This window comes from Gilliamella sp. B3023, assembly GCF_026536845.1.
In the GTDB taxonomy this organism is placed as follows: domain Bacteria; phylum Pseudomonadota; class Gammaproteobacteria; order Enterobacterales; family Orbaceae; genus Gilliamella; species Gilliamella apicola_E.
Window position 1 is genome coordinate 1 of record NZ_JAFNNH010000029.1, and the last position, 10440, is coordinate 10440.

The 10440-nt window shown below is 37.1% G+C and carries 8 protein-coding genes; all 8 read left to right on the forward strand.

What is annotated here, in order from left to right:
* The first annotated feature begins 548 nt into the window (after nt 1-548).
* The gene (locus J3U16_RS11685) at nt 549-1040 is read left to right on the forward strand and encodes a phage tail tube protein (protein WP_267330259.1); all 492 of its coding nucleotides are present in this window, start codon (nt 549-551) and stop codon (nt 1038-1040) included.
* Nucleotides 1040-1417, forward strand: a complete 378-nt coding sequence (locus J3U16_RS11690; RefSeq protein ID WP_267330260.1) for a phage tail assembly chaperone — start codon at nt 1040-1042, stop codon at nt 1415-1417. The genes J3U16_RS11685 and J3U16_RS11690 overlap by 1 nt, the downstream gene beginning before the upstream one ends.
* 295 nt (nt 1418-1712) lie before the next feature.
* Complete coding sequence (locus J3U16_RS11695; protein ID WP_267330261.1) at nt 1713-4985, forward strand: tape measure protein; 3273 nt, start codon at nt 1713-1715, stop codon at nt 4983-4985.
* 444 nt (nt 4986-5429) lie between these two features.
* Nucleotides 5430-5759, forward strand: coding sequence for a phage tail protein (locus J3U16_RS11700; RefSeq protein WP_267330262.1), 330 nt, complete (start codon nt 5430-5432; stop codon nt 5757-5759).
* Nucleotides 5756-6460, forward strand: coding sequence for a phage minor tail protein L (locus tag J3U16_RS11705; protein ID WP_267330263.1), 705 nt, complete (start codon nt 5756-5758; stop codon nt 6458-6460). Before J3U16_RS11700 ends, J3U16_RS11705 begins: the two co-directional genes overlap by 4 nt.
* A gap of 3 nt (nt 6461-6463) precedes the next feature.
* Complete coding sequence (locus J3U16_RS11710; RefSeq protein WP_267330373.1) at nt 6464-7180, forward strand: C40 family peptidase; 717 nt, start codon at nt 6464-6466, stop codon at nt 7178-7180.
* Complete coding sequence (locus J3U16_RS11715) at nt 7123-7677, forward strand: hypothetical protein (protein WP_267343146.1); 555 nt, start codon at nt 7123-7125, stop codon at nt 7675-7677. Before J3U16_RS11710 ends, J3U16_RS11715 begins: the two co-directional genes overlap by 58 nt.
* Nucleotides 7678-7739: 62 nt before the next feature.
* Nucleotides 7740-10440 (forward strand): host specificity protein J (locus tag J3U16_RS11720; RefSeq protein WP_267343148.1); only part of this gene is annotated, 2701 nt, incomplete at its 3' end.

The following is a 10440-nucleotide window of genomic DNA, read 5'->3' on the forward strand; positions in this document are numbered from 1 at the left end:
CCGATATAACGAGCATTTATTAAATGTCATTGAGAAGTGTAATGCAGATAAAAGGGCAATAAGAAAGATGACTAATTAGAATTTTACTATAAATACGTAAGAAAAAAACATTAACAAATTTCCAGCAATTTTAGTATTAGATAATGTCAATAAATAACAATTAATAAAAAAAATTTATGTGAATTATCGCGATAATAGATAAGAAAATCAAAAGGATTATGGCATTGTTTTTAAGCCCTATCATAGGGCACTAGCCTATTTTTACATGTTAAACGAAAATACTGGAGGTATATATGATGCTAAATTTGTTTAATCATCATTTGAAAATTTTTTACAAATAGATATTTATGCTTCAACCTTACTTGAAGAAAATCATTAAAGAACAACTATATGAAAAACTAACACTAATAAAACCATTCATTATCATTAATATTAAGCTTGAAAAGTCTTATTTTATCATGCTGAATATAAAATATTATAATCAATAAACAATCAATATTAAATTTTATGCCGCTCAACTGCGGTTTTTTTATTTTTGGAGAATTAATATGTCTGAAGCTCAAACACAAGTTCTAAGTGAATATACTAAAACAAAAGATATTGGATTTTTCGTCGGAAATGCGCCGTCACTTAAATTTATAACATCCGGAATGGCCAAATCAAGCCTTGAAGGGACTACGACCGATTATTCAATGACCGCCCCAGAAGGTGAAGAAATAGATGTTTCAACATTAGCATCAATTACAAAAGAAACAATAAGTGGTTTACCAGCAGAAGCGACGGTATCAATGAATGTTAATTTTGTTTTGGGTAATACTGGACAGAAAATTTTACGTAAATCATATGAAACTGGTGATAACTATCCATTCCAGATTAAATATGAAGATGGAAGTTCAATTGACTGGATTGCTCGTGTTACGAGTTATGAATTTAAAGGCGCTAAAAATGGTATTGTGACAGGCTCTTTTTCATTTAAAGTTAAAGGTAAATTTGAATTTACTGAGCCAACCTCATCAACACGTACAACGGAGAATAAATAATGAATCTTAGAAAAGTCGCTATTGCTAAGAATTGTGGTTATCGCACCACATCATTTACGGTTCCTGAATGGAAAAGTGAGGTGTTTGTGCGTGAACCGCTTCATCTTGATTTCGCACGTTATATTAAAACTATTGAATCAATTAATGAAAACAAAAAAACATCTGTTCGAGAAAAAGATATCTTGAAAATTAAAGCTGAGGCAGAACTTTTCGCATCGGTTTATATTGATGAAAAAGGTGATCCAGTTTTTAACAAAGACGTTGATATTGAGAGTTTAGTAAAAAACTACGGTCCAATTCATACACGTATTGTAAATAAATCAATTGATCTAATTGGGTTATCTGAAAAGCCCATTGAGGAAGCAGAAAAAAAGTAAGCTCTGACTCTGAACTTTTTTTCAAACTTAAACTTGCTCTCAGGCTCGGTAAAACACTCGCCGAGCTTGAGAAATCACTTTCATCTAGTGAATTTTATTATTGGGTTGCATTTGATAGATTAAATCCAATAGGTGATGAGCGACATGACTGGCACTCTGCACAAATCACATCAGCTGTTTATCGTTCTCAGGGAGCTAAAGTTGATTTTGAAGACTGTTTGATGAAATTCAGAGAAGAAAAGAAAGAGCCTATCAGTATGTTTGAGGCTATATCTAAATTATTAGGGAAATAAAGATGGCAAAATTGCAAGAATTAGCAATACGAATTACCGCCGACTCATCATCATATCAACGAGAAATGAATCGGGCATTAATTATAGGTAAGGGTTATTACAAAACAATGGAAGACCGGTCAAAACGTTTTGATATATACATTGCTAATAATAATCGCTCAATTCAAGCAATGAATACCCAATTAACTCATTTAAAATCGTCTGCGTTAAAAGTAGCTGCTGCTTATATTGGTAGTTTTGACTTTACTAGTGTTATAAATATGGCCGATAACTGGGGGCAGGCTGCTGCTCGCGTCAAAATGGCTATTACTTCAGTAGAAGGGTCTGTTGATAGTTACAACCTAGTTCAAGATAGATTACTTGAAATAAGCAATCGTAATGCTAAATCAATAAGTGATTCGCAAGAATTATACGTATCTACCGCATCATCAATGCATGATTTAGGTTATAGCACAGAACAGACACTTGATTTTATCGAGGCGATGTCAAACAGCTATACTTTAAATGCTACAGGAGCAGATAAAGTTAAAACAAACATCGACGCCATAACAAATTCAATGATAACAGGTCGAGTTAGCAGTAAACAGTGGGAATCACTAATGTTATCAACGCCTAATATTGTTAATGAGTTATCTAAATCAACAGGTTGGGCAGAAAAGTCAGTCATACAGTTAGGTTCAAATGGTCAAATTTCAATGCGTCAATTAGCCGATGCAATGATAGCAGCAAAAGATCGGACTGGTGAACTTGTTGATGAGATGGGAAATACTGTCAAAGATGGTTTTACTCAGCTATCAAATAACTTTAATGTATTAATTGGTAATTTAAACAGTAGTGTAGGTTTTACACAGAGAGTTGCTGGTGGCTTAAAGCTTGTCGCTGATAATATTGATTTAGTATCAGGAGCTGGGGCGGCTTTTGTTGGTATTGGCCTATCACGATATTTTGGACGTTTATCTGAATCTATAGTCAATGCAACAAAAACGACTTTAGGAAATATAACTGCGCAAATATCAAATGCACAAGCAGAATTATCTGCAGTCAAAAGTTTGCAATTAAAAGCGGTTGCTGAAGTAAACGCTGCAAGATTTGAGGCTCAACGTGCTGTTGGTTTAAAAGCAAATTTAATTGCTCAAAACAATTTAACAGCAGCTATTAATCGTCAAACTCAGGCTAATGCAGCATTAGCTGCATCACAAGCGAATGTAAACGCACTGACCAATAAATTTGGTCTGCTGTCTCGTGCCGGTAGCGGTTTGCTTGGGTTGTTAGGTGGTCCGGTAGGTTTAGCTACTACACTGTTTTCGGTTGGTGCCGGATTTTTAATGATGGGCGATGGAGCTGATAAAGCTAAAAAGCCGCTTGAGGAATTGCAACTGCCCTTGGATGAACTTATTGCTAAATATAAAGAAGCAGGCAAAGCACATCAACAAACAATAATATCTGAACTAACAGTTAATGTCGAAGCTAATTCAAAAAGTGCGGATGAGAAACTTAATAACTTACAAAATGAGCTAAGGAAAAGGTTAACAAAATATAAACCAAATAGTAAAGGCACCTATCCCGCGGCTGAAAGTTATTTTGATGATGGAGATAAAAATGCGTTGTCAGAATTCATTACGAAATATAAAGAGTTAATTGAACAGCTTGAAAAAGGCCGTATTTATGGCAAAGAATTTAGCGACCGCACCGGAGAAGTTAACATTAAATTTGTTGAAGCGGTGAACGGAAGCGATCAGTTTGGTATCTCGCTTGGAAATTTATTAAAGGACTTGTTATTAACGTCGGAAGAATTAGCAGAAAACAGAGAAAAATTAGATGCAGTTGTTAAAGCATCTGAAAAAACAGGAACAAGTATTAAAAAGCTTGATATTGCAGATTTCCCAAATTTAGAAAACCAACTCGGTGTGCTCAACCAAGAGCTCGAAGTAAATAAATTAAAAGCAGATAAAAATGGAGAAACCGCGTATGTATTGGCAGGATTACAACGCGCAGCTGGTGATGCTGCACTTGAACACGCATCAGCTTTAAGTGCATTAGCAAAAGGAGCGGATTTATCCGGTCAAATGGAAGATTCGTTGCTCCAAAAACTAACTTTATTGGTTCAAAAATTACGAGAAAATTATAAAGAACAAGAGAAATTAGCACAAAAAAAAACTGGCAAGAGCACGGCTGATATTTATAAAAATCAACTTGATCGGCTTAATAATCAGATCAACGCTTATACTGATATTACCGAATTGCAAAAGGTCCGTCGTCAGATAGCTGAGGGTGAACTAAGTAAACTATCTGAAATTCAGAAAACAACGTTAGAAACAAAAGCTGCTGAACTTGATCGACTTAACGCGCAAAAAGAATATAAATCAATTCTTGATTCGTTGCGTAGCCCCGCTGAGCAACAACTTGATACATTTAAAGAGCAATTAAGTATTGCCGAAAAAGCTAATTTGTCACTTAAAGAACGTGAAGAATTACTTGATAAAATGTTCAACAAATCCGCGGAATCAGTGCCAACTTTCAGTTATAACAACTCTTATAATGGGATTGGTAGCGATTTATTGAACGTTGCAGAAGATGATAAAAAGCTTCAAGATTGGCATAATCAACAATTAAAATTATTCGATGATTTATTGAAAGAAAAGAAAATAAAACAACAAGAATATGCTGATGCTATTGTTAAGATTGAAGAGAAAATGCAGAAAAAACAGAATGATATTCAAGATGCATATACATTGGCAACATTAGGTACATTTTCATCATTAACTGGATCAATTGCTGAAATGTTCAAAGAGACTGCAGGAGAATCGTCAACGGCTTATAAAGTGATGTTTATTGCTAGTAAAGCGTCTGCTATTGCGCAAGCAACAATAAGTACTCTTGTTGCAGCAAATAAAGCTCGGGAATTGGGGGAACCATACGGTGAAATTATGGCTAATGTTGTCATGGGGCTGGGAATGACAAATGTTGGGCTAATCGCAGCACAAACCATTTCAGGTATGGCACATAGTGGTATTGACAGCATTCCACGTGAGGGTACGTGGTTATTAAATAAAGGTGAACGTGTTGTAGACGCTAGAACAAACGCAGATTTAAAAGATTTCTTGCAAACATCAAGTAAATCAGGCAGTAATATAACTGTCAATGTGCCCGTTAATATTGGTGATAGAGGTTTATCTGATGCGGAAGGAAAACAATTAGGTAAAAGTATAAAGGAAGCCATCCGTTTGCAAATCCAATATGAGCGGCGACCAGGAGGGCTACTAAATAAACGTTGATTTAATAGTTTAAATTTCATGCCATATTACTAATATTTTAAATAAAATTAATGGTATGAAAAAGATTATTTTGATTAGCTTAATTGGTATTGCTTTGGTTGATTGAGGTAAAAAACTTGCCCAGATATAGTTACAGACGCTTGGAACCAAGCTCAATATATAGTCAAATCAAGATTAAAACACCTTCTACAGCGGATTTTCCATATCCAGGAAAAAGCGGTTTATTGATATTGGCGAACTTGATGGAGAGTGCCATTATTACATCGGGGGCGATGTTGATGCTTAAAATAGCTTTGGTGGCATTATTAGGAATCGTTATTCAATAAACCTTAAGTACAATATATCTACAGAAAAATGGGTTTACGAAAATTTAGAAATAAAATTAAAAGACTATTATAAAAATCAAACCACCTTTGGGTGGTTTTTTATTGCCTGGAGAAAATTATGGAAACATTTCATTGGCAAGTTGCTCCAAACATGAGTGAAAAAGCCGAGCCGAAAATAAAAACCATTAAGCTTGGAGACGGCTACGAGCAACGAATTAAAGACGGTATTAATAACGATTTACGTTCTTACAATGTCACGCTAAAAGTTGCACGAGAAGATGCGCATCACATTAATGATTTTTTAACACGTCATGGTGGATTGTATGCATTTAAATGGCGAGAGGTTAACACGAACCGATTAATAACAGTTAAATGCTCATCTTGGACATCTAACGTTATGAACACAGTAACAACAATAACCGCGACATTTGAGGAGGTAGTAGCATGATACCAAAAAAAATGCTAATTGATATAACCAAAATTGCACAAGATGCGATTATTGATTTATACGAAGTCGATTTAACTAAAATCGTTGGCAATAAAACGATATTTCGATTTCACAATGGCGTTAACGACTTGAGACAACCGATAACTTGGCAGGGTAATGTCTATGAACCTTATCCCATAAAAGTGGAAGGTTTTGAGAAGAGTGGGCAGGGTGTAAGCAATCGTCCAACTATGAGTGTTAGTAATGCTATGGGCTTTATTACGGGCTTAGTTTCTGATTTTGACGGCTTACTTGGCGCAATTGTCACACGTCACGAAGTGCATGTTAAATACTTAGACGCGGTGAATTTTGAGAACGGTAATCAATATGCCGATCCATTTTGTGAAATCGTTTCAAATTATGTTATTGAACAAGTCAAACAACAAAACTCAATGGTGGTTACATTTGAATTAGCATTACCGTGTGAGTCTGATGGCGCATTAATTCCTGCTCGTGTAATTATTGCTAATACCTGTAGCTGGATATATCGCTCGTCTGAGTGCGGTTATACCGGTGGACCTGTAGCTGATGAATTTGATAAGCCGACTAACGACATCACTAAAGATAAATGTAGCCGTTGCCTAAATGGCTGTAAGCTTCGTTTTGGCCAATACGGTATTCTTCCATTCGGTGGTTTTCCAGCTGCCGCTAAAGTCTCTTAATTAATTATGAAAACACAGATATTTAATCACGCTAAACAATGCGGTGAGGCTGAGTGTTGCGGATTTGTTATTGATAATAAAACTTACCTGCCTTGCAATAACATCTCACCTACACCAACCGAAACATTCGAAATAGCAACCGAGGATTGGATAAAAACGGAAGAAAGTGGCGTTATAACAGCTGTAGTTCACTCTCACCCAAATGGTTTGCCTATCCTGAGTGAAGCTGACCAGTTTTATCAGCAACAAACAGGATTAGACTGGTGGTTGGTTTGCAACAATAAAATTCACAAATTCAGGTGTGTCAAGCCATTACTAGGGCGTGAATTTAATCACGGTGAGATCGACTGCCTTACATTGGTGCGAGATGCGTACATGTTAACCGGCATCAATTTACCCGATTATGAGCGTCAAGACGACTGGTGGCACAAAGGAAAAAACCTTTACTTGGATTTATTGCCTAAAAATGAGTTTAAACAGGTTGAGGATATTCAAGAGGGCGATGTCATCTTGGTTTGTCTTGGTTCAACAATACCAAATCATGCTGCTATCTATATTGGTAAACAATTTATTTTGCATCATTGTCCAAACCGTCTCTCTAAACGAGATTTATATGACGGATTTTGGCTTAAGTACACACATTCAGTTTGGAGACATAAACAATGGCAATCATTCGCTTTTACGGCAATCTTAAACAATATGGCGATAAGTTCAATATGAGCGTTGAAACAGCATCAGAGGCATTGAATGGCTTATATTGCCAGATAAAAGGCTTGAAAAAGCAGATTATAGATGGCTATTTCCGAGTCCGGATTAACGGCGTAGATATGGATGAGGACAATTTACAGTTTGGTCTGCATAGCCGAATACCACAAGATGCCGTTATCCATATTGTACCTAAAACAGAGGGTGCGAAAGGTGGGGCGTTCAGCTTTATTGCTGGTGCGGTGATGTTTGTTATCGGGGCTATTTTTTACTGGACTCCCGTGGGTTATCCATTAATGGCATCAGGCTTGGGTATGATGATTGGCGGTGTTGCACAGATGCTAACAAAATTACCAAAGACCGATAAGCTAGTAGGCGATAAAAACAATAACACTTATTTTTCAAACTTAGATAACACAATAGGGCAAGGTGCACCGGTACCACTTTGCTATGGATTAACAAAAATCGGCTCTAAAGTCTTATCACAAGGGCTTGAAACACTAGATGAATAAATAAAATAGATTAAAAACATCGACACCAATTCCATGGGGTGAAATCTTAAAAGGAAAGAAAAATGGGTAAAGGTTCAAAAAAATCAAAAACACCAAAGGAAGCTCAAGATAACCTAAAATCCCGCCAACAATTAAGCATTATTGATTTATTATGCGAAGGGCAGATAGAGGGGCCAGTAAACGGACTACAAAGCGTATTATTAAATGATACACCAATTCAAGCTCCAGATGGTTCATATAATTTCAATGGTGTTGAAGTAGAATGGACGGCAGGTATTCAGTCACAAGCTCCTCTTGAGGGGTTTCCAGCAACAGAAAACGAAGTGCCAGTAAACTTAGAAGTAAAAGCAACAGCGCCAATCGTGCGAACCATTACTGATCCTAATGTTGATAGGATACGTATAACTGTTGGTGTACAATCGTTAAGCTCAACAGACAATAAGGGCAACATAAATAGAACATCAGTATCAATGGAAGTTCAAATAGGTGTCGATGACGTATGGAAAACAGCAAAAAAAGTTGATTTAATCGATAAAAAAACACGCTCACAATATTTAACTTCTGTCATTTTAGATGATTTACCACAAAAACCGTTTAATATTCGAGTTGTGCGCAAGACCCCAGATAGCGCATCATCATTGTTAGTTAATAATACGCTATGGAGTTCATACACCGAAATCTATGATACTAAATTTTCATATCCGAATACGGCTATTGTTGGCTTGAAGTTTGATTCATCGCAGTTCAGTGGTGTACCACGCCGAAATTATCTTATTAAAGGGATGATAGTTAAAGTACCCGACAACTACGACCCAAATATACGAGAGTATAAAGGCTTTTGGTCGGGTAATTTTAAGCTTGCTTGGACCAACAATCCGGCGTGGATATTTTACGATATTTTGACTAACATACGTTACGGAATGGGTAACCGAATCGGTCAATTTGGTGTTGATAAATTTGCACTATACACGATTGCTCAATATTGTGACCAGCTAGTTGACGACGGCTTTGGCGGTAAAGAGCCACGGTTTACCTGCAATTGCTACATTACTGAGCAACGGCAGGCGTACGATGTTATTCATGATTTATGCTCGATATTTCGGGCGATGCCAATTTGGGATGGAATGCATTATACAGCTGTCATGGATAGACCAAGCGATCCTGTGGCAATTTACGCAAATGCTAACGTGGTAGACGGGCAGTTCAACTATACCTCAGCATCGCAAAAATCAAGACATACGGCGGTGCATGTGCGTTATATTGACCCAAGTAATAACTGGGAAACAGCAACCGAATACGTTGCTGATGATGAGTTAATTAAACGGTTTGGATTAAATGTAGAACAAATTGATGCGTTCGGCTGTACATCTCGAGGGCAAGCGCACAGGATTGGGAAATGGTTAATTCAAACTGAAAAATTAGAGACACAAACCGTTACCTTTAGCGTGGGGCGAGAAGGTATTCGTCACTTTCCGGGCGACATTATTGGTATTGCTGATAATGATTTTGCAGGTACCACAATCGGCGGGCGAATTTTAGAAACAAATGGTAGCACCATTACGTTAGATCGTGATGTTGACATTAAAAATATGAAAAATGCATATATAAGTGTCACGGACACAAATATGAAGCTACAAAAAGTCAAAATTCAAGAACAAATTAAACCAAATCAGCTTGTTTTGTTGAATAGTGTTAATGTGGATGAGTATTCTGTCTGGGGCTTATATGACAATAAGATAAAACCACGATTATTTAAAGCATTGACTATTGCTGAAAATGATGATGGGACTTATTCTATTACTGCGCTACAACACGAGCCTAAGAAAGAAGAAATTGTTGATAACGGCGCTAAATTCGAAGCGGAAAACGGTAGTATTTTAGGTTGGTCAATTCCGCCCGTTGAGCAGTTACAAGCTGAAATTATACCCGAATCCGATCTATATCAAGCTCGTTTGTCATGGTCAACACCAAGAACGATTCAAAATCTGAAATTCGAAGTAAAAATCTATCGTGATGATAAATTAATTAGCCGTGAAACGGTAAATGATACTGAGTATTATCTGTCAGACCTGCAACAAGGCAAGTTCAATGCAACAGTCAGAGGAGTAGCAGAAGATGGGCGGCTGGGCGATGAAACCACGATTGCATTTTCTATTTTACCTCCAGCTAAACCGTCGGGTTTAGTGCTCACGCCAAGCAGTTTTAATGTTGCTATGCGCCCTGTTATGACATCTGTATCCAGTTTGGGTACTCAGTTTGAATTCTACAAAGGTACAACCAAAGCCGAAGTTGAAGCAAAAACTAATTATCTTGGTCGAGCAATGACACTTACTGATGTTGATTGTCAACCCGATACTGAATACTGGTACGGAGTTAATGCGGTTAATGTGGTCGGTCGTTCCGATATGTTCATCGCTAATACCAAAACTTTAATTGCAGAAAATGGCGCGGGGGGATTATTTAGAATTCAAACACAGGACGGTAAATTCCCAACTAACAATGATGATGCTACTCAAATGTTTTATCGTGAATTCGGATTTTATCCTGCCCGTGATACCACATTAATTATCTACTCATTAGACGGCGCAGGTAAAGTTGCTCACTCAGAAGCCAGGATGTATAACGGCGCACAATGGGTTGAGCCAGCGATGTTCTTGGATGGTGATTTAATTGCTACCGGTACTATGCGAGGCGATAGATTAATAGCGGGCACTGAAATTAGAGCACCGCAAATTACAGGCGGCAGGATGATAGCTGGTAGTG